The following is a 17050-nucleotide window of genomic DNA, read 5'->3' as shown; positions in this document are numbered from 1 at the left end:
CGACCACGACGACTGAGCCCTCGGCGAACCCTTCGGTGTCGCAACGTCCGAGCAGCAGTGTGTCACCGGCGACCAATGCAACCTCGCCGACCGAGAGTCCTTCGAGCGAAGCGCCCTCCGAGTCGAAGACCTCTGAGACGCAGTCCCCTTCCGAGTCGCAGGAGAGCTCCGAGGAGTCTTCGGCGGTAGCAGTTCCACCGGTGGGGCCGTCCGATCCGCAAGGGCCGTCGGCCGGCGGCGGAGCACCGGCACCGTCTGCTGGTGGACCGGCGAACGCAGCACCGGGCGCAGTCGCAGCGCCTTCCGCGCCCGAGGTTCTGGCCGCACCGGCACCCGTAGCTCCCCAGGTACCGTCGAACGCTCCGAACGTCGCGAGTCCGAGTGAGAACCCGCAGGCATTCCCGACGGCGTTCACTCAAGGGCTTCCGCCGATTCTCAATGCTGCCGCCGTCGCCGGTGGTGTGGGCGGCATGGCAGTTGTAGCGGCCGGTGCGGGAGCTATGACTTTCCGTGGAGCTTCGCTGCAGAAGGCGCGATTGGCTGCGGCACGTGCCGAATTCCTGGCACCCGGATCACAGGGAGGTGCGTGAGTCGTGCCGGACAGACGTTCACATCGCCGCGTTCTGGCTGCGGTGGATGCTGTATGTGACGCAGCAGCGTCGTCGGAGGCTGTGTCACTGCTGACAGTGGTGCAGACAGTCGCCCGCGAGCGTGGTCGCCCGATCGAGATCGATCTGGAAACCCCGCTCGCCACCGGAGTGTGCGGTCAGCGCCGGGCCTACGACGATCACGACGTCATCGTTTTGGCCCCCGGGTTGCCCAATGTCGAGCGGACTCTGGCACATGAGTTGGGGCACATAGTTTTTCGTCACGAGGGTGCCGAGATTGCCGAGGCAACGCTCGAGGTCAGTGACGATTTGATCGCGTACATGCTGAGTCAACGTTCCCTGCGGCGCAATGAACCCGTACCGATGGATGACATCGCGGAGTGGGAAGCCGAGACGTTCGCGTCGATGTTGATCATGCGTCTGCGAACGATGAGTGGCCGTGGAACACCGCTGTCGGTATTGCGGTACGACGAGGCGATCGGATGATCTTTTGGGCTGTGGCCCTTCTCGTCTGGGTTGCAGCCGGTGCGAGATTGGGTCGAGTTGTCGCGCGCACCGCGACGCCTCTGCGGATGTCGATGGTCTTCGCAGGCTTCTCGGTCGCATTGTCCTCGACGGTCATGGTTCCGGCGGTGTGGGACATCGTCGATCGCATTGCGCCGGAGCAACATGCCGCAGCGATGATCGTCATCGTTCTGTGGACCGCGTTGTCTGCGGCCAGCGCAGTCGGCGCCGTGTCCGCTTGGCCGGTGATGTCGCGTCCAGCCATGCGCGGTCTCGCCACGGTGCTGTACTCGGTGGGGTTGCTGGTGGCGATCGCGGTGCTCTTCGGTTACCCGGCGCCGGCGCTCATCTTTATCATCGTTGCACTGTCCCTTGTCATTTCGACGGGGCTACGGCACGTCGCGTGGGCGCCATTGGGGCGTGGAATCGCGTTGATCGTGACCGGTTCGTCGATCCTGCTCGTCGTGGTCGTCGTGATGCTGGTCGAATCGATCGGTGGCACCGGCGCACTCGAATCGGATATCTGGACGGGCGCAGGAGTGTGGTTCATCGCTGCGTCGAGTGTTCTGATAGCGCTGGGCATCACCTGGGTGCTTCTCGAGACCTGGGTACGTGCGCGACGTGATCTGTACCGTCTGCGGCGGATGCACACGCTTCTCGTCAAGCGATTCCCCGAGGTAGTCGACGCGGACAGTGCCGGGAGTACGTCCGTGCTGCGGGCGTCTGACATGATCGCTCAGATCATGGATGCGATGTACATCCAGTCCGGCGCCGGGATGTTCGACGTCGGTGGACAGGAACCGCCGCGGGCGGTCACTGCACACGCGGGGATATTGGCTGGGTGGATCGCTGATCCCTTGGCCTCGGATGTGTTGGACACCAGGTGGATTGCGCCACCGGAGAAGATGTCGGCGCGCCGATGGGTGTTGTTGTTGGCGAAAGAACTCGATGAAACGACAAAAGTAGGTCGACGTTCATAGTCGACCTACTCCATGTCATTTCAGTACTTCAGGTCAATGCAGTGCTTCAGGTCAATGCAGAGCTTCACACCCGCATCAGCGCGACGCGTCAGGCGGAACCTCTGGCAAACCTTCACTCGCGCGGAGCTTTTCAGCCATCGTGGTGAGTAGATTCTGCGATTCTTCCGAGAGGTCGAATGCACGGCTCGAGAGGCGGCGAAGACCATAGCCTTGGAGCTGCGAGAGCAGTTCCAGGTCGTGATCGATCTTGGCTGCGTAGATGTCGTTGAAGAAGTAGTCGGGCTTCACCTTGAAGAACCGGGCGAACGCCGCGACTGTCTCGTCGGAGGGGTTGGTGCGCTGTCCCGAGCGGAGCTGCGAGATGTACGGCTTGGAGATCTGATGGCCGTCTTCGATGAGCGCTGCCGCAACCTCGGCATTGGTGTGGGGTTTGCGCCCCGGAGGATGAACACTGTCGAACAGTTTGTTCAATCGTTCTGCAAAGTCAGCCATTGTGAACCGCCCCGTAATCCTCTCTAGCTAGCAATTGTCCGTTCAGTGAATCCTACGGTATCACGCGGATAACCGATCGGTAGCTCACCGTAGTCTGTTTAGTGGACTAGTTGTCAAATGTGTCCGAGATTCGATTCGTCCGGCCAATGAGTGCTCAGCTATGTCTCAGCGCACATTGAGTTTCCGCCGCGCGGAAATGCGCAGCTACGACTGCGCTATTCGAACCTTCCAGTACTTGGCCAATCTGCCCAATATCAAACCTTTTACCCGTTTTGGCGATATTAGCTATGCGTTAGCCTGGTTTTCCGCGACTATTTCGATTGAAAAACTGCAGTTCAAGCGAGGTTTGAGGGATTAGGGCCGCAATCGGGGCCGCTGTTTACGGTGTCGCGCGGATCACCTGCGAGTTGAACCTTGAACGGTTTGCCGGATTCCAATCTGTGCTAGCTAAACCCTGCGAGCAGGCGCAGAATTGTGACATGAAACACACGATGAGCGATGATGAATTGCGCCGCGCGATCCGTGAAATTCAGGATCGAGCCCACGACGCGCGCAAGCGTGGGGACGATGTAGCGGCGGAAGAACTCGACCGTACGGTCAGGGGTTATCAAGAGCAGATGATGCAGCGTCTGTAGTGCTCGCTGCGGTCGTCTCCACGCAAGGTTTGCAGAGTGCGGCCGCACCCCTTCGGCCGTCTTGCGTGTTTCGGGGCGGTCACACCGCGCGTGCGTAGACTTTCCCGCATGTCCACAGTACGAGTGCGGGGGAGTGTTCATCCATGTCTGTAAGGTCGCTCGACGGCAAGAAATGCCTGATCACCGGCGCTGGTAGTGGAATAGGACGCGCAACTGCGCTCCGTGCATCCGAGGCCGGCGCCGAATTGTTTCTCACCGATATCAACAACCTCGGATTGGAAGAGACAGTCGCGATGGTCGGCGCCGCCGGCGGCACGGTCAGCATGGCGAAGGCGCTCGATATCTCGGACTACGACGAGGTCGTGAAATTCGGTACCGAGATTCACACTCAATTCTCTCCGATGGATGTCGTCATGAATATCGCCGGCATTTCGGCGTGGGGAACTATCGAGAACCTCGAACACCGGCACTGGAAGTCCATGGTGGACGTCAACCTGATGGGGCCGATCCACGTCATGGAGACGTTTGTTCCGCCCATGATTCGTGCCGGCAAGGGTGGGCACCTGGTCAATGTGTCTTCGGCCGCCGGGCTCCTGGCCCTGCCGTGGCATGCCGCCTACAGCGCGAGCAAGTTCGGCCTTCGCGGTGTCTCCGAAGTGCTGCGATTCGATCTGAAGCGGCACGGAATCGGCGTCAGTCTGGTTGTGCCGGGTGGCGTGAAGACGCCATTGGTGGGAACCGTGGAAATTGCGGGTATCGACAGAGGCGACCCGCGGGTCGAAAAGCTCACGCACCGATTCGAGAAGCGTGCGGTTTCGCCGGAGAAGGTGGCGTCGTGCATTCTGCGGGGAATCGAGAAGAACACGTATCTCGTATATACGTCCAATGACATCCGATTCGGATACTGGTGGGCGCGTAAATTCGCACCGCCATACGAGTTCGTGATGCAAAAAGCGAACGACCAATTCAGTAAATTGCTCAAGCGATGAGCGTTAACTCCGTCGGGACTTTTATCTAGTCGAATAGGGACCAAAGTCATGCCGAAGAGTTTTCACTTCGATATCGAATTCAAGTATCCCATCGACGACGTTCATCGAACTCTGACGGACCCGCGTTATTGGGAAGTCCGACTCGGAGACCTCTATGCCACCTCGGACATCGACGTTGCAGACGGGTCGATTCAAGTATCGGTGTCCGAGGAAATCGACTCCGCCTCCCTCCCGAGCCTGGTCGCCAAGGTTGCGCCGAGTCGACTCGGTCTGACACGGGTCGACCACTGGGGACCCCTGTCTGACGGGAAGGCAGCTGGGTCGGTCACCGGAATCGCGCACGGACTGCCGATACGAATCGAGACGACGCTCGACCTCACAGCCGCCGAGTCCCGCACGCGACTGGCCGTCGACGGAACGGCCGAAGTGAAGATGCCGATTATCGGTGGTCAGATCGAGAAGTTGCTGAAGAAGACCGTTGAGGACTTGCTGGGGCGCGACCGAGACGCCGTCGAGTCATTTCTCGCCTGAATCGGCGCCGAAATCGACCTCCAGCACGCGCGCACCGGGGCCGGCGGCCGCGAGTTGATCGTGAGGGTTGGCCAGTGAGCACCCCTCCAGTGAGAGACACCCGCAGCCGATGCAACCGGTGAGGTTGTCTCGCAGACGTTCCAGTTGCTCGATACGGAGATCGAGGTGGCGCCGCCATCCGGTCGACAACCTCTCCCAATCTGCACGGTTCGGGGTGCGGCCCTCAGGAAGTGTGCCGAGGGCTTCCCGGATTTCCGACAACGGAATCCCGACGCGCTGCGAAATTCTGATGAAGGCGACGCGTCGAAGCGTGTCTCGTTGGTATCGACGCTGGTTGCCGCTGGTCCGGCGACTGACGATGAGGCCTTCCCGTTCGTAGAAATGCAGGGCCGAGACGGCGACACCGCTGCGCTCGGAGAGCTGACCGGGAGTCAATTCCTTGGCTTTCCACGAAGGCATCTCCATGGCGACTACCGGTCCGTGGCCCGGTGAAGGGTGGCGTGGAGGTGATGCGTCAGCGGGGTGTCACCGTGCGCCATCCACAAGTCGTACGTCAGCGTGTCGCCCTGGACCCGCATGACCCGCCGGACATCGTGGACCGGTTTGGCGTCGGGTGATGCTGCGAGCGTGTGACGGGTCAAGGCGAGAGTGCCTTCGGAGTCGACGGTTCCGCGATGGATCTCGACAAATCCGGTGGGTTGACTGACGAGCAGTTCGAGCTCGCCACCCGGTGTCGGGCGTAGGTAACCCGATTCCATGTGAAGCGGTCGGCCGTCGGGGAGCCCACGAGTGCGCGACGAGTAGGTGACGAACGGTTTCGGAGTCGGAGCGAACTCGATTTCCTCGGAATATTCGAAGTCGTCGATCGTGGGGAAATGTCCGGCTCCAGCGCCGACCCAGCGTCCGGTGAACCGGTCGATTCCGGCGCCGCTCAGCGCCGCCTGATCCGTACTGCCCATTTGGTGGTCCTCTCGCCTGCGTCGGACAAGACGTTACGCGGGCCGGTACGGCAGCTGCTCCTCCCTGCTGGGTGGGGCCCACGGGATTAGTGTTCAGTCATGAACGCTTCTGGCTCCGTCCCCCTCGGTGTCGATTCCGAGGTGGGCCGATTGCGATCGGTCATTCTTCATCGTCCTGGCGACGAGCTGAAACGGTTGACCCCACGCAACAACGACGAGTTGCTTTTCGACGCGTTGCCGTGGGTGGACCGTGCGCAGGAAGAACACGATCAGTTCGCGACCGTCCTTCGTGAGCGCGGCGTCGAGGTCCTGCTGTTGTCCGATCTCCTCACCGAAGCGCTCGAGGTCAGCGGCGCTGCGCGGATCCAGGGGATCGCGGCCGCCGTCGACGCACGCAAGATCGGGCACGCGCTCGGGCAACACCTGGCTGCGTACCTGCGAAAGGTGGAGCCGAAGGAGTTGTCGTCGATCCTCACCGCGGGAATGACGTTCGACGAGCTGCCGATCGATGCCGACTCGACCTCGTTGGTACGCAGGATGCATCACGGCGGTGACTTCGTGATCGACCCCCTGCCCAATCTGCTCTTCACGCGAGACTCGTCGTTCTGGGTGGGACCGCGGGTGATCATCACGTCCTTGGCGTTGTCGGCGCGAGCTCGCGAATCCTCGATCACGGATCTCGTGTACGCGCATCACCCTCGATTCAAGGGCGTGCGCCGCGCGTACGAGTCGCACACGGCTCCGGTCGAGGGAGGAGACGTACTGCTTCTCGCATCAGGGGTGATCGCAATCGGTGTCGGTGAACGGACGTCGCCCGCTGGAGCAGAAGCGTTGGCGCGTAGCGTGTTCGACGATGGTCTCGCCGATACGGTGCTGGTCGTTCCGATCGAACAACGCCGAGCGTCGATGCATCTCGACACGGTCTGCACCATGGTCGAGGCCGACGCAGTCGTCATGTATCCGGCCATCCAGGACACGTTGTCGGCGTTCACCTTGCGCAAGGAAGACGACGGGGTGAGTATTCGCGGGGCCACGCCGTTCCTCGAAGCGGCAGCCGACGCCATGGGAATCGGAAAACTTCGTGTGATCGACACCGGACTCGACACGGTGACGGCCGAGCGTGAGCAGTGGGACGACGGGAACAACACGTTGGCCGTCGAACCGGGCGTCGTGGTCGCTTACGAGCGCAACGTCGAAACGAACGCCAGGCTCGAGGCCTCGGGTATCGAGGTCTTGCGAATCGCGGGTTCGGAACTGGGGTCCGGCCGTGGTGGACCTCGGTGTATGTCCTGCCCGATCGCCCGCGATCCGCTGTAAGCCGTCGACGCTGTCAGAGAATTTCTTCCACCTTGGCTGCCGGACGCGCGAGCACGGTGCCCTTGTCCGTGACCACGAACGGGCGTTCGATCAGAATCGGGTGCTCGATCATCGCGTCGAGGATTTCGGATTCGGAAGCATCGGCGAGTCCGAGTTCCTTGTACTGCGTTTCGCGCTTGCGAACCGCTTGGCTGGGCTCGAGGCCGGCGTCGGCGAGGAGTTTTTCCAGCTCGGATCGGGTAGGCGGAGTATCGAGGTACTTCACAATGGTGGGTTCGATGCCCGCGTCCCGGATGAGCCCGAGAACAGTTCGCGAGGTGTTGCACCGTTGATTGTGGAAGATGGTTGCAGATGCCATGTCCGTCATTCTGCCTCTGAGTCCGAACTCGTGGGACAAACAGGGGAACAACGGACACCTCCGGCGCGCTGCACTTGAAGTACCGACTTGTGAGGAGAAAACGATGACGGAACATCGCAGTGTGGACGAACGACGCGTGGTCATTGCCGGTGGGCACGGCAAGATTGCGCAGCACCTGACGTACTTGCTGGCAGGGCACGGTGATCGGCCGGTAGCGCTGATCCGCAATTCCGCGCACGAGGGTGCCGTCCGCACACTCGGCGCGTTCCCCGTGGTGATCGATCTGGAATCGTCCACGGTCGAGGAAGTTGCGAAGGTACTCGACGGTGCCGACGTCGCGGTCTTCGCCGCAGGTGCCGGACCTGGTAGCTCGATCGAGCGCAAGGACTCCGTCGACCGGGCCGCGGCGGTGCTGTTGGCCGATGCTGCCGAGAAAGCCGGAGTGCGTCGGTTCATCCAGATCAGCGCCATGGGTGCTGGTGACGAAATACCAGAGAACACCGACGAGGTTTTTGCCGCCTATCTACGAGCGAAGACTGCAGCGGAGGAAGATCTCAAGACCAGGACTTCGCTGGACTGGACGATTCTTCGGCCAGGGCTTCTGACGGACGACGATCCCACCGGTGAAGTCCTTCTAGCCGAGCCGCCCGTCGATCGAGGCTCGGTGCCTCGTGCCGATGTCGCCGCGGTGGTCGAAGCGCTCATCGATGCCCCGTCCAGTGTCGGCAAGATATTGGTTCTGACCTCCGGCCCGCATACGATCCGCGAAGCGATCGAGGGTCTGTGACCGAGAAGATACGACGAGGGTGACGATGAAGATCGCGATCGACCACGATTCCTCCACAGCTCCGTACGACCAACTGCGGCAACAGATTATCGAGCAGGTGCACGGCGGTGGGTTGATCGCGGGAACCAAGATTCCGACGGTGCGTGCGTTGGCGTCGGAGCTGGGATTGGCGGCAAATACCGTCGCGAAGGCTTATCGCGCGCTCAGCGATCAGGGCGTCATCGAGACGCGAGGCAAGCAAGGGACATTCATCGCTTCGGGGACTGATCCGGTGCAGGCGCAGGCAGAACAGGCGGCGACCGCGTTCGCGCATAACGTGCGCTCGCTCGGGTACTCCGACAGTGAGATCGTCGCCATGGTGGAGTCGGCATTGAGAGGTGCGTGACACAATGATTAAGTTGACGCTTCAACTTAAAGCTGTCAGTCTTGGCTCATGAATTCGTCGATTGCTCGTGACCTCGGACTCCTCATCGCCCGTGTCGGCCTCGGGATCATCTTCATCGCCCACGGTTGGCAGAAGTTCTTCACCTACAAGATCGCTGGAACGCAGGCTGCATTCGAAGGGATGGGCGCCCCGCTCCCCAAGATTTCGGCAGTTCTGGCGGCATCGATCGAACTCGGCGGCGGCATCCTGCTCATCGCAGGTCTGCTGACCCCGCTCGTCGGAGCCCTGCTGTTCCTCGACATGGTCGGCGCGTTCTTCATCGTGCACGCGGACAAGGGTGTCTTCATCGACAACGGCGGCTACGAACTCGTCGTCGCACTCGGTGTCGGATCGCTCTTGATCGCCGTGATGGGCGCAGGACGCATCAGTATCGACGGATTGATCGGCAAGGGCAACGGTTGGGTTAAAACCCCAGCTTGATTGGGGTGAGAAGGCGGGCTCAACGGACGTTGAGCCCGCCTTCCGGCTTGCTTTTGGCCCACAAAGTGACGAACGTAGTCATCTATGGTGACGAAATCTGATCGATCCGAACAAGATTCCGGGGCCAACGAAGAGCGCCCGGAGACGGGCTTTACTCGGGTAGGCGTTCGGACCGACTACGTGGTGTTTTCCGTCGCGGCTGCAGCCGTGTCGGCAATCGTCGTATGGGGTCTCGTAGCTCCCGACAACCTCGATTCGGTAACCGGAAGTGTTCTCAACTGGCTGGTGACCAACATCGGCTGGCTCTTCGTGCTTGCGGCTTCGGCCTTCGTGCTGTTCTCCATCTACCTTGCCGTCAGTCGATTCGGCGACATTCCGCTGGGCAAAGACGGCGAGAAGCCCGAGTTCCGCACCGTCAGCTGGATCGCCATGATGTTCAGCGCCGGCATGGGTATCGGCCTGATGTTCTTCGGTGTCGCGGAACCGCTGGCGCACTACGTGACTCCGCCTCCCGGCACCGACGGTGGCGTCGGAACTGCCATGGCCACCACCATGTTTCACTGGGGTCTTCATCCTTGGGCGATGTATGCCGTTGTGGGCCTTGCCATTGCGTACGGGTCGTATCGCCGAGGACGCAAGCAACTGTTCAGTTCGGCCTTCATCCCCTTGCTCGGTCGCAAAGCCGAAGGGCCGATCGGCAAGGTCATCGACATCCTGGCGATCTTTGCCACACTTTTCGGTACCGCAGCATCTTTGGGGCTCGGCGCACTTCAGATCGGCTCCGGTTTCGAGGTAGTCGGCTGGATGGAAGAAGCCGGTGTATTCCTGCTCGTGGCCATCGTTGCGGTACTGACCCTGGCGTTCGTCGCGTCGGCAGTTTCCGGTGTGGCCAAGGGAATTCAGTGGTTGTCCAACATCAACATGGTGCTCGCGCTGATCTTGGCCCTGTTCGTGTTCGTTCTCGGGCCGACCGTGCTGATTCTCAATCTGCTCCCGACGACCATCGGTGCTTACGTTTCCGACCTTGCCCAGATGTCCGCTCGCACGGGTGCATCGTCGAATCCTGAAACGGGCGCGTGGCTTTCGTCGTGGACGATCTTCTACTGGGCATGGTGGGTGTCCTGGACGCCGTTCGTCGGCATGTTCCTGGCGCGCATCAGCCGCGGCCGCACGATCCGCCAGTTCATCGTCGGCGTCATCGCCGTTCCCACGACTGTCAGCTTGCTCTGGTTCGCGATCTTCGGAGGCGCGGGTATCGGCGAGGAACGCGACGGAATCGGCTTGTCCGGCCGAGGCTCGGAAGAGGCTCAACTGTTCGGCATGCTCGACAATCTGCCGCTTGCCGGTGTCACGACCGTCCTGGTCATGCTGCTCGTCGCGGTATTCTTCGTCTCCGGCGCCGACGCTGCGTCGATGGTGATGGGGACGCTCTCACAACGCGGAACGCTCGAACCGAGTCGCTGGGTCGTGGTCTTCTGGGGCATGTTGACCGGTGGCGTCGCAGCACTTCTGCTCTGGACCGGTGGTTCCGAAGCGCTCGACGGCTTGCAGACGATGACGATCATCGCGGCGGCGCCGTTCGTGCTGGTCATGATCGGCCTGTGCTTCTCGCTGTACAAGGATCTTTCGCACGACCCGATCATCGTTGCGGCGAAGGAACAGAAACGTGCCCTCTTACGCCCGCGGCGGGGGCGCCGCGTCGGCAAACCGGCGGAGTAATCGTGAAACGAAGGAGGCACCGAANNTTCGGTGCCTCCTTCGTTTGTCCCCCTATTTCCAGCTCGGCAACCACAAATGGTTCTGCCACGATTCGGGCGTGATCGGCATGGCTGTGAGTATCGGCCAGAGGTAGACGAAGTTGGCTACGACCAGACCGATGTACAGACTGACTGCAAGAAGTCCGGTGGTACGACGCTCGACGGACGCGCTCGCCTTGCCCAGAACGTCGCCGAGGACCAGCGCGAATCCCATGACCATGAACGGGGCGAGCGCAACGGCGTAGAAGTAGTACATCTGGCGGTCGAGCGTCGCGAACCACGGAAGGTAAGCGGCGCCGTAACCCGTCAGGACCACTGCGTATCGCCAGTCACGGCGCACGAACGTCTGCCAGATCGCCCACGCCAACATCGGTAGCGCCAGCCACCACATTGCCGGTGTGCCGATCAGCATGACTGCCTTGACGCAGCTGGCGGCCCCGCAACCGGTGACCTGCTCGCCGTCGGCATAGTAATAGAGCATCGGTCGTAGCCCCATCGGCCACGTCCACGGTTTCGACTCCCACGGGTGGTGGTTTCCGGCGGAGTTGGTCAGACCGGCATGGAACTGCAGAACGTTTCCGCTGTAGTACCAGAGTGAGCGCAGCGCAGACGGGATGAAACTCCACGTACCGCCCTCACCGATCTCGTTGCCGACGGCATGACGGTCGACGCCGGTCTCGCTGGTGAACCAGGCCCAGTAGCTCGCGAGGTACACACCCAGCGGAATGATCACCAGCGCATACAGAGCTGGACCGATGTCGCGAACGGCGGTGCCGACCCAGGGGCGCTGAACACGGTATGCGCGGCGCGCCGACAGGTCGAAGGCAACACTGAGCAACCCGAAGAAGAGAATGAAGTACATGCCGGACCACTTGGTTCCGCAGGCCAGGCCGAGCAGGATGCCGGCGCCGAACCTCCACCACCGGAAACCCAGCCGTGGACCCCAGGCGGAATCGCCGATGCGGCCCTCGTCGTACACCTTCGCCATTCGTTCGCGGACTTGGTCGCGATCGACCACCAGGCATCCGAGCGCCGCAAGGACGAAGAATGCCAGAAAGATGTCGAGCATCCCGAGGCGGGAGGAGACGAAGGTGACGCCGTCCACGATGAGCAGGATTCCGGCAATGGCGCCGATGAGCGTCGACCGCGTCATGCGGCGCACGATGCGGATGATCAGCAAGACCATCAGCGTTCCGACCAGGGCCGACGAGAAGCGCCACCCCCAACCGTTGTAACCGAAGAGTGCTTCGCCGATCGCGATCATCTGCTTGCCGATCGGCGGGTGGACCACCAACCCGTAACCGGGATTGTCTTCGATGCCGCCGCCGGTGAGGACCTGCCAACCCTGCGGAACGTAGTGCTTCTCGTCGAAGACCGGTGTGCCCGCGTCGGTCGGGTAGGCGAGCATCGTGAAGCGGGTGATCGCTGCGACGGCGGTGATGAAAGCGGTGACGATCCAGCCGCGCAATCTGTCTGTCGGGCCGAAATCAGGATCCGGTACCAGCGGGCCGGGACTACGCACTACCCGATCGCTCGTGGCGGGCGTTGGCCGCTCGTCCGTCTGCACAGTCACCTGGCAATCGTAGGCTGTCAGGTATGACTGGTCGTTTGGTACTCGCCGCAACACCCATGGGAGATGTCGGTGACGCATCCCCGCGTCTTCGGTCTGCTCTCGCAACCGCCGACGTCGTCGCTGCGGAGGACACACGACGCACCAAGTCTCTGGCGTCCGCGCTCGACGTCACCATCACCGGGAAGATCGTCAGTTTCTACGATCAGGTCGAGATTTCGCGGCTGCCCGCGCTGGTCGCAGATGTGGCCGAGGGCAAGACCGTCCTGCTGGTCACGGATGCAGGCATGCCGTCGGTCAGTGATCCCGGGTATCGCCTAGTTGCCGCGTGCGTAGCCGAGAACCTCGCGATCACGTGTCTCCCTGGTCCGTCGGCGGTGACGACGGCGCTCGCGCTCTCGGGCTTGCCCGTGGAGCGGTTCTGCTTCGACGGGTTCCCGCCGCGTAAGCAGGGGCAGCGCAAGACGTGGCTCTCTGCCTTGGCAACAGAGCAGCGAGCATGCGTCTTCTTCGAAGCACCCCATCGCCTTGCCGATTGCCTCGCAGACGCGGTGGACGTCCTCGGACCGAATCGCCGCGCGGCCGTGTGCCGGGAATTGACCAAGACCTACGAGGAAGTGAAGCGCGGCACTCTCGGAGAGTTAGCTGCCTGGGCGGCCGAGGGTGTTCGCGGCGAGATCACGGTGGTGCTCGAAGGCGCCGTGCTGGTGGCATCTGATCCTGCCGATCTTGTCGACGAGGTGGAACGGTTGGTCGAGGGGGGAGCGCGCTTGAAGGACGCGTGTGCTCTGGTCGCAACGGCCGGCGTCTCCAAGCGTGAGTTGTACGAGACGGTCCTGGCCGCTCGAAAGGACTAGCGGGAGCGGTGCACTGCAGGCGCACCGGGACGCAGGTTGGCGTCGTCGGCCGCGGCTTGGCCGGCGTGCCAGCCTTCGGCGTCGACGGACCGTCCGCGAGTCTTGCGGGTTGTCGGGAACAATCGATCGAACTCGGCGTCGACAGCCTCGGATGTGGTGGCGAGAATCGGCAGAAGGTCCGCGACGTCCATCGATGCCGCGTCGGCCGCTTCGGCCGTGGCTTTGGTGCCGGCGTCGCGTAGGCGGTGTCCGATTCGGCTGGCGAACCCGGCCAGGAAGCCCTTTCGGAACGAGGTGGTGCGTGAGCCACCCCGATTGCTCGAGTCGGCGAATTGCATTGCACGGGTTGCCTGTACGAGCAGGGAAGTGAACAGCATGTCGACTTGCTGAAGGTCGACCGGAGTGCCGACGACGGTCGCGAGTGCGATGTCGCTGAACCAGACCGTCCTGACTCGATTCGATTCACCGATCTCGGTCAGGAGGTGAACTTTTTCCTTCACGTACGGGTTCTCGATGTGAATGCGTCGGGCATTCACGGACGTGTCGGTGACCCCGGCGCGACTGTGGAGCAGCGCGGAATCGATCGCGTATCGAGTCATCAACTCCTGTGCCTTCGCGGTGAAAATCTCGGCTTCTTCGGCGAAGTTGGTGGCTTCCGCTTTGGCGAGCAGCCCACGAATTCGCTTGAGTACCTTGGCGTCGACCTCGGTATCACCGACGCCGGCATAGCTGGTGTCGGTGCGTTGCGACGGCCAGATGGACGGTGGCGCGAGCAATATCGTCCACTGAGGCAGGCGCATCCACGATCGCGCGACGTCGACGATCTGCGAAACGAGGAAGTATGGATCCTGGAACAAGAGGCCGGCCGCGAGGGAGCGAAAAACGTCGTCGTCCACGGTGATTCGAGAAGCGATGTGCCGAGACTTCGGATACTGCTCGCCGATCGTCTGCAACTGCCCCACCCATTCGAGCGGTGCGCGATCGGAGGCGCGCGACGCCTTCGCGTCGAACAGGATGGTGGTGGCCGCGAGATCGGCGTCGGACGCGTCTTTGCTTCGGCGCGCCAGATGAATCAGATCCGCCGGCTGCCATCCGCGGTCGTACGCCGCGGCCAGTTCGGAAACGAGATCTCGCGCCGCGGAAACGGATTGAGGGCTGACCTCCTGAGTGGACACCCGTGCTCCGTTCCATGGCAGTGTCTGCGCCGAAGCGCTGGTTCGAATGTATGTTCTATTCGTCGTCATGGCTGGAGTGTGCACGTGGGGTCCGACACATCCGCCTGTAACCGGATATCTCGGACCCCACGTGCGGCACTCTCGCCTAGCTCATTCTTCGACGAAGCGGGGAAAAACTGGCGCCGGAGCAGGTAGTTTCCGGTTCGCGTCGATGCGAACCGCAATGTCGGCGAACTGACGGTTCTCTTCGCTCTGGCCGAGCAGATCGAGGATTCGCGACGCAGCGTCGGGCATCACCGGCTGAACGAGAAGCCCGACAATGCGGACCACTTCGAGCGTCACGTACAGAACCGTCGCCATGCGTGCCGGATCGGTCTTGCGTAGAACCCACGGTTCCTGCTTGGAGAAGTACCGGTTGGTCTCGCCGAGAACGCCCCAGATGGCTTCCAACGCGAGGTGCAGAGCCTGCACGTCGAACTCGCTGCGGCACTTGGCAAGCAAGGCGTCCGCCGACGCCAGCATCGCCAGGTCGTCCTCGGTGAACTCGCCGGGGGTGGGGACCTGGGCGTCGCAGTTCTTCGCGACCATCGTCAGTGAACGCTGCGCGAGGTTGCCCAGTTCATTGGACAGGTCTGCGTTCATACGTGTCACGATTGCTTCGTGGCTGTAGCTGCCGTCCTGGCCGTACGAAATCTCGCGGAGCAGGAAGAAACGGACCGCGTCGAGGCCGTACTGATCGACCATCGCGATGGGGTCGACGACGTTGCCGACGGACTTCGACATCTTCTCGCCCTTGTTGTACAAGAACCCGTGGACGAAGACCCGCTCCGGTAGTTCGATGCCCGCAGACATGAGGAACGCCGGCCAGTACACGGTGTGGAACCGCGTGATGTCCTTGCCGATGATGTGCAGGCTCGCGGGCCAGAACTTCTCGAACTCCGCCGAGTCGACGTTCGGGTAACCCACGCCGGTCAGGTAGTTGGTGAGCGCGTCGACCCAGACGTACATGACGTGGTCGGAGTCGCCGGGAACCTCGACGCCCCAGTCGAACGTGGTGCGTGAGATCGACAGGTCCTTGAGGCCGCCCTTGACGAAGCTGACGATCTCGTTGCGGCGCGTCGTGGGGGCGATGAATTCGGGGTGCTCTTCGTACAGCGCGAGGAGGCGGTCCTCGTATGCCGAGAGTCGGAAGGTGTAGTTCGACTCCTCGGTCCACTCCACGGGCGTGCCGGTCTCGGTGGACTGACGTGTGCCGTCCTCCAGCAGTGTGGTCTCGGCTTCGGTGTAGAAAGCCTCGTCACGAACCGAGTACCACCCCGAGTACGTGTCGAGGTAGATGTCGCCCGATGCGGCCATCTTCTCCCAGATCGCCTTGCTGGCCACCTGATGATCCGCGTCGGTGGTGCGGATGAACCGGTCGTACGAGATGTTCAGGACCTTGTCGAGGTTCTGGAACACGTCGGAGTTCCGGGCCGCGAGTTCGCGGACGTCGATGCCCTCTTTGATCGCTGTCTGCTGCATCTTCAGACCGTGCTCGTCGGTGCCGGTCATGAAGAACACTTCATGTCCGTCCAACCGCTTGAAGCGGGCGAGCGCGTCCGAGGAGATGTACTCGTACGCGTGGCCGATGTGCGGAGCGCCGTTGGGATACGCGATCGCTGTCGTGATGTAGAACGGCGGTCGTTCCGCGCCTTCCTGGGCGGCGGAGTCCGGGCGCGGGGTCTGGGAGGGTGAGGCAGGCACAGTCATGGTGCGCTTACTCTATCGGGCGTGAGCAAAGACCGTCCCGCCCCCGATGCCCCTGAGCCCTTGTCGCCTCTGATCGACGCCCATACGCACCTCGACGCGTGTGGTGCGCACGATGCTGCGACCGTGGCCGAAATAGTCGATCGAGCCGAGGCCGTCGGCGTCGGACGAGTCGTCACGGTGGCCGACGACCTTGATGCCGCGCGATTTGCAGTCGAAGCGGCTCATTGGGATTCGAGAGTCTACGCAGCCGTCGCAATCCATCCGACCAGGGCAAACGTTCTCGATGCCGGCACGCGAGCCGAGATCGAGCGGTTGGCGGCCGATCCACGAGTCGTTGCAGTGGGGGAGACGGGGCTCGACCTCTACTGGCCCGGCAAGCTCGAGGGGTGCGCCACCATCGAGGAGCAGGTCGACGGTTTCCGGTGGCACATCGATCTGGCGAAGCGTCTCGGTAAGACGCTGATGATTCACAATCGCGAAGCCGATCAGGATTTGCTGCGGGTGCTGCACGAGGAAGGCGCGCCGGAGACCGTGGTCTTCCACTGCTTCTCCTCCGATTCGGAGATGGCCCGTGCATGCATCGACGCGGGCTACGTGTTGAGTTTCTCGGGGACCGTGAGTTTCAAGAATGCGAAGGCGCTGCGTGAGGCCGCGCTGTTGGTGCCCTCGGATCAGCTGATCGTCGAGACGGACGCGCCGTTCTTGACGCCGCACCCGTTCCGCGGCGCCCCCAACGAGTCGTACTGCCTGCCGTACACGGTGCGCGCACTCGCGGACATCCGCGGCGAGGATCCGCAGGCGCTGGCCGCAGCGTCCACGGCGACAGCGGAGCGCGTGTACAAGCTCTGACGCTATTGTGGTCTGACAGGTAACTCCGCGCCCGGGACCGTCGTGTTCCGGTTCGTCTACTGCGCGGA

Annotated in this window: 20 protein-coding genes and 1 pseudogene; 13 read left to right on the top strand and 8 right to left on the bottom strand. The window is 62.3% G+C overall.

Annotated features, from left to right (window positions below; all coding sequences use genetic code 11):
* Nucleotides 1–415, bottom strand: a pseudogene (locus DBV08_RS32565) (hypothetical protein); the annotation flags it as partial.
* A 178-nt stretch (nucleotides 416–593) separates the two neighbouring features.
* On the opposite strand from DBV08_RS32565, the gene DBV08_RS10910 reads away from it, so the two are divergent.
* Both DBV08_RS10910 and DBV08_RS10905 read left to right on the top strand, forming a co-directional pair.
* Complete coding sequence (locus DBV08_RS10910; protein ID WP_003946241.1) at nucleotides 594–1094, top strand: ImmA/IrrE family metallo-endopeptidase; 501 nt, start codon at nucleotides 594–596, stop codon at nucleotides 1092–1094.
* Entirely contained in the window at nucleotides 1091–2092 is a 1002-nt protein-coding gene (locus DBV08_RS10905; RefSeq protein WP_124567440.1) for a hypothetical protein, read from the top strand. The genes DBV08_RS10910 and DBV08_RS10905 overlap by 4 nt, the downstream gene beginning before the upstream one ends.
* 75 nt (nucleotides 2093–2167) lie before the next feature.
* Here the strand turns inward: DBV08_RS10905 and DBV08_RS10900 are convergent, their stop codons facing one another.
* On the bottom strand, nucleotides 2168–2584 hold the full coding sequence (locus tag DBV08_RS10900) for a helix-turn-helix domain-containing protein (protein ID WP_003946231.1): 417 nt from the start codon (nucleotides 2582–2584) through the stop codon (nucleotides 2168–2170).
* A gap of 160 nt (nucleotides 2585–2744) precedes the next feature.
* Here DBV08_RS10900 and DBV08_RS10895 point away from each other — a divergent pair, with 160 nt between their 5' ends.
* From DBV08_RS10895 to DBV08_RS10885, 4 genes are all read left to right on the top strand, one after another.
* Entirely contained in the window at nucleotides 2745–2942 is a 198-nt protein-coding gene (locus DBV08_RS10895) for a hypothetical protein (protein ID WP_095971053.1), read from the top strand.
* A gap of 121 nt (nucleotides 2943–3063) precedes the next feature.
* A complete protein-coding gene (locus tag DBV08_RS32280) occupies nucleotides 3064–3219 on the top strand; it encodes a hypothetical protein (RefSeq protein ID WP_166813907.1) in 156 nt (51 codons plus the stop codon).
* Nucleotides 3220–3362: 143 nt separating this feature from the next.
* Nucleotides 3363–4208 (top strand): SDR family oxidoreductase, encoded by an 846-nt coding sequence (locus DBV08_RS10890; RefSeq protein WP_095971051.1) that lies wholly within the window; start codon nucleotides 3363–3365, stop codon nucleotides 4206–4208.
* A gap of 48 nt (nucleotides 4209–4256) precedes the next feature.
* Complete coding sequence (locus tag DBV08_RS10885) at nucleotides 4257–4739, top strand: DUF2505 domain-containing protein (protein WP_095971050.1); 483 nt, start codon at nucleotides 4257–4259, stop codon at nucleotides 4737–4739.
* On the opposite strand, the gene soxR is transcribed toward DBV08_RS10885, so the two are convergent.
* Both soxR and DBV08_RS10875 read right to left on the bottom strand, forming a co-directional pair.
* Nucleotides 4725–5204 (bottom strand): redox-sensitive transcriptional activator SoxR, encoded by a 480-nt coding sequence (gene soxR, locus DBV08_RS10880; protein WP_095971049.1) that lies wholly within the window; start codon nucleotides 5202–5204, stop codon nucleotides 4725–4727. The genes DBV08_RS10885 and soxR overlap by 15 nt on opposite strands.
* A 5-nt stretch (nucleotides 5205–5209) precedes the next feature.
* A complete protein-coding gene (locus DBV08_RS10875; protein ID WP_095971048.1) occupies nucleotides 5210–5698 on the bottom strand; it encodes an FABP family protein in 489 nt (162 codons plus the stop codon).
* A gap of 99 nt (nucleotides 5699–5797) precedes the next feature.
* Between DBV08_RS10875 and arcA the strand changes: the two genes are divergently transcribed.
* Complete coding sequence (gene arcA / locus DBV08_RS10870; protein WP_124567439.1) at nucleotides 5798–7015, top strand: arginine deiminase; 1218 nt, start codon at nucleotides 5798–5800, stop codon at nucleotides 7013–7015.
* 13 nt (nucleotides 7016–7028) lie between these two features.
* On the opposite strand, the gene arsC is transcribed toward arcA, so the two are convergent.
* A complete protein-coding gene (gene arsC, locus DBV08_RS10865; protein ID WP_003946209.1) occupies nucleotides 7029–7382 on the bottom strand; it encodes an arsenate reductase (glutaredoxin) in 354 nt (117 codons plus the stop codon).
* 94 nt (nucleotides 7383–7476) lie between these two features.
* Here arsC and DBV08_RS10860 point away from each other — a divergent pair, with 94 nt between their 5' ends.
* From DBV08_RS10860 to DBV08_RS10845, 4 genes are all read left to right on the top strand, one after another.
* A complete protein-coding gene (locus DBV08_RS10860) occupies nucleotides 7477–8160 on the top strand; it encodes an SDR family oxidoreductase (protein ID WP_124567438.1) in 684 nt (227 codons plus the stop codon).
* 25 nt (nucleotides 8161–8185) lie between these two features.
* On the top strand, nucleotides 8186–8545 hold the full coding sequence (locus DBV08_RS10855; protein WP_095971283.1) for a GntR family transcriptional regulator: 360 nt from the start codon (nucleotides 8186–8188) through the stop codon (nucleotides 8543–8545).
* A 48-nt stretch (nucleotides 8546–8593) separates the two neighbouring features.
* Nucleotides 8594–9025: a DoxX family protein gene (locus tag DBV08_RS10850; RefSeq protein WP_095971046.1), complete on the top strand. Its 432-nt coding sequence runs from the start codon at nucleotides 8594–8596 to the stop codon at nucleotides 9023–9025.
* Nucleotides 9026–9109: 84 nt separating this feature from the next.
* On the top strand, nucleotides 9110–10744 hold the full coding sequence (locus tag DBV08_RS10845; protein WP_095971045.1) for a BCCT family transporter: 1635 nt from the start codon (nucleotides 9110–9112) through the stop codon (nucleotides 10742–10744).
* 51 nt (nucleotides 10745–10795) lie between these two features.
* On the opposite strand, the gene DBV08_RS10840 is transcribed toward DBV08_RS10845, so the two are convergent.
* Nucleotides 10796–12304 carry a dolichyl-phosphate-mannose--protein mannosyltransferase gene (locus DBV08_RS10840; RefSeq protein ID WP_378375547.1) on the bottom strand — a complete coding sequence of 503 codons (1509 nt, stop codon included), beginning with the start codon at nucleotides 12302–12304 and terminating at the stop codon, nucleotides 10796–10798.
* Between the two features lie 74 nt (nucleotides 12305–12378).
* Between DBV08_RS10840 and rsmI the strand changes: the two genes are divergently transcribed.
* Nucleotides 12379–13209, top strand: a complete 831-nt coding sequence (gene rsmI / locus DBV08_RS10835) for a 16S rRNA (cytidine(1402)-2'-O)-methyltransferase (protein WP_124567437.1) — start codon at nucleotides 12379–12381, stop codon at nucleotides 13207–13209.
* On the opposite strand, the gene DBV08_RS10830 is transcribed toward rsmI, so the two are convergent.
* Both DBV08_RS10830 and metG read right to left on the bottom strand, forming a co-directional pair.
* Complete coding sequence (locus tag DBV08_RS10830; protein WP_124567809.1) at nucleotides 13206–14384, bottom strand: DUF2786 domain-containing protein; 1179 nt, start codon at nucleotides 14382–14384, stop codon at nucleotides 13206–13208. The genes rsmI and DBV08_RS10830 overlap by 4 nt on opposite strands.
* 150 nt (nucleotides 14385–14534) lie before the next feature.
* Nucleotides 14535–16133 carry a methionine--tRNA ligase gene (gene metG, locus DBV08_RS10825; RefSeq protein ID WP_095971041.1) on the bottom strand — a complete coding sequence of 533 codons (1599 nt, stop codon included), beginning with the start codon at nucleotides 16131–16133 and terminating at the stop codon, nucleotides 14535–14537.
* 21 nt (nucleotides 16134–16154) lie between these two features.
* Between metG and DBV08_RS10820 the strand changes: the two genes are divergently transcribed.
* A complete protein-coding gene (locus tag DBV08_RS10820; protein ID WP_124567436.1) occupies nucleotides 16155–16982 on the top strand; it encodes a TatD family hydrolase in 828 nt (275 codons plus the stop codon).
* Nucleotides 16983–17050 lie beyond the last annotated feature (68 nt).

This window comes from Rhodococcus sp. KBW08 (assembly GCF_003852455.1).
Classification (GTDB): domain Bacteria; phylum Actinomycetota; class Actinomycetes; order Mycobacteriales; family Mycobacteriaceae; genus Rhodococcus_F; species Rhodococcus_F baikonurensis.
This window is presented reverse-complemented; position numbering and strand designations above follow the sequence as displayed.

Excerpts from the sequence above, each read along its gene's own strand:
- DBV08_RS10855 (WP_095971283.1), top strand. The coding sequence starts at position 8,186 with ATGAAGATCGCGATCGACCACGATTCCTCCACAGCTCCGTACGACCAA.
- soxR (WP_095971049.1), bottom strand. The coding sequence starts at position 5,204 with ATGGAGATGCCTTCGTGGAAAGCCAAGGAATTGACTCCCGGTCAGCTC.
- DBV08_RS10850 (WP_095971046.1), top strand. The coding sequence starts at position 8,594 with ATGAATTCGTCGATTGCTCGTGACCTCGGACTCCTCATCGCCCGTGTC.
- DBV08_RS10860 (WP_124567438.1), top strand. The coding sequence starts at position 7,477 with ATGACGGAACATCGCAGTGTGGACGAACGACGCGTGGTCATTGCCGGT.
- DBV08_RS10905 (WP_124567440.1), top strand. The coding sequence starts at position 1,091 with ATGATCTTTTGGGCTGTGGCCCTTCTCGTCTGGGTTGCAGCCGGTGCG.
- DBV08_RS10885 (WP_095971050.1), top strand. The coding sequence starts at position 4,257 with ATGCCGAAGAGTTTTCACTTCGATATCGAATTCAAGTATCCCATCGAC.
- arcA (WP_124567439.1), top strand. The coding sequence starts at position 5,798 with ATGAACGCTTCTGGCTCCGTCCCCCTCGGTGTCGATTCCGAGGTGGGC.
- rsmI (WP_124567437.1), top strand. The coding sequence starts at position 12,379 with ATGACTGGTCGTTTGGTACTCGCCGCAACACCCATGGGAGATGTCGGT.
- DBV08_RS10845 (WP_095971045.1), top strand. The coding sequence starts at position 9,110 with ATGGTGACGAAATCTGATCGATCCGAACAAGATTCCGGGGCCAACGAA.
- DBV08_RS10900 (WP_003946231.1), bottom strand. The coding sequence starts at position 2,584 with ATGGCTGACTTTGCAGAACGATTGAACAAACTGTTCGACAGTGTTCAT.
- arsC (WP_003946209.1), bottom strand. The coding sequence starts at position 7,382 with ATGACGGACATGGCATCTGCAACCATCTTCCACAATCAACGGTGCAAC.
- DBV08_RS32280 (WP_166813907.1), top strand. The coding sequence starts at position 3,064 with ATGAAACACACGATGAGCGATGATGAATTGCGCCGCGCGATCCGTGAA.
- metG (WP_095971041.1), bottom strand. The coding sequence starts at position 16,133 with ATGACTGTGCCTGCCTCACCCTCCCAGACCCCGCGCCCGGACTCCGCC.
- DBV08_RS10875 (WP_095971048.1), bottom strand. The coding sequence starts at position 5,698 with ATGGGCAGTACGGATCAGGCGGCGCTGAGCGGCGCCGGAATCGACCGG.
- DBV08_RS10890 (WP_095971051.1), top strand. The coding sequence starts at position 3,363 with ATGTCTGTAAGGTCGCTCGACGGCAAGAAATGCCTGATCACCGGCGCT.
- DBV08_RS10895 (WP_095971053.1), top strand. The coding sequence starts at position 2,745 with ATGTCTCAGCGCACATTGAGTTTCCGCCGCGCGGAAATGCGCAGCTAC.